Source organism: Flavonifractor sp. An306 (assembly GCF_002159455.1).
In the GTDB taxonomy this organism is placed as follows: domain Bacteria; phylum Bacillota; class Clostridia; order Oscillospirales; family Oscillospiraceae; genus Flavonifractor.
This window is the reverse complement of record NZ_NFIQ01000201.1, coordinates 1-1,208: the sequence shown is the minus strand read 5'-3', so window position 1 is coordinate 1,208 and position 1,208 is coordinate 1. Positions and strand designations below refer to the sequence as shown.

Below are 1,208 nucleotides of genomic sequence, written 5' to 3'. Positions count from 1 at the left end.
TCTTCCTTAATGAAGTGGTTTTTGGGCAGGTATACCGCCTCATAGTCCATAAAGGACGGCGTGGTGGGCAGGGCGGTCATCAGCCCCAGCAGGCCGTACCGGGTAACGAACTCCATCACCGCCTTTTCCACTTCTGCTTCCGGCTTGCGTCCCATCATCAGCATCCCCACATTCAGCGCATCCAGCACAATGCCAGGGACCTCTTTCAGCGGATTGTAGACATCCGGCCTTGCGTTTTTGCCGGGAGTGATGTACCGCTTGCCATCTTCCGCTGTTTTCAGCTCATAGTGATCGTACCGCACCCAATGGGAACGGGACTGTTCAAACAAATTTTTCATCATACACGCCCTTTCTCCTTAATCGTCCCAATTATCAGGGGCGGTTTTTCTTTTTTCTGTGCTTGGTCTTGTTCTCCCGCCGGATCACGGCGTCCTTGCCCTGTTTCCTTGCAATTTTCGAGTATTCCTCCAAAAACTGGCGTTCCCGCAAGGTCAAGCTGCTGCCATGCTCCTGCTTGCCGCACAGATGGTCATACATCTGGCGCTGCAATTTCTTGTGGATGGTTTTTCGCAGCTTGCGGATGTTGCGGTCAGACTGCCCACGCATAGCGGCAAGCCGGGTGGTGCTGTACAGCCGCAAAGAGAGGAAATACAGAACTTCCTTATGTTCCTCGCTCAGTTCCTCCACCATGCGGGATATAAAGGTGTCAGCGGTCAGGTTGTGCATCTCATAGGGGCAGTCAAACAGGATGTCCAGAAAGTTTCCGGCCATCAGCTGCCGGTATGCGGGATTGTTCATCCAGCGGGGAATGAGCTTCGGTTCCGGCACCGCCTGATATTCCAGCGGCACATCCCCACGGAGATTTTCATGGTCCCGCTCCCGGCGCTCCCGGTTCCGGTCCAGCTTGTTCCATTCCTCCACCACGGCCCGGAAATCCTTTTCGGTGCGGGCAGCTTCCTCCAGCCGCCGTATGGCCTCGGCTCGCATCTCCCGTTTCAGCCGCTTTTCGCTGACCGGGGCGGCTTCTTCTTCCTCGTTTTCCAGCTCCGCTTCATAGTCGATGGGATGCTCGTCCTGCTCCAGCTCATTTTCCAGCTCAGCCAGACGTTCTTCCGCAAGCGCCTGTTCCAGCGTTTCCTCCGCCCCAGCGCCTGTCCCATCGTCCCATCCGGTGAAGCCACCCTCGGTATCCAGAAGCTCGTCATCAG

Annotated in this window: 1 protein-coding gene and 1 pseudogene; both read right to left on the bottom strand. The window is 56.2% G+C overall.

Going from position 1 to position 1,208, the window contains the following annotated elements:
- Positions 1–341: pseudogene (locus B5F88_RS19590) on the bottom strand (hypothetical protein); the annotation flags it as partial.
- Positions 342–372: 31 nt separating this feature from the next.
- On the bottom strand, positions 373–1,194 hold the full coding sequence (locus B5F88_RS19585) for a hypothetical protein (protein WP_087937062.1): 822 nt from the start codon (positions 1,192–1,194) through the stop codon (positions 373–375).
- Positions 1,195–1,208: the final 14 nt, after the last annotated feature.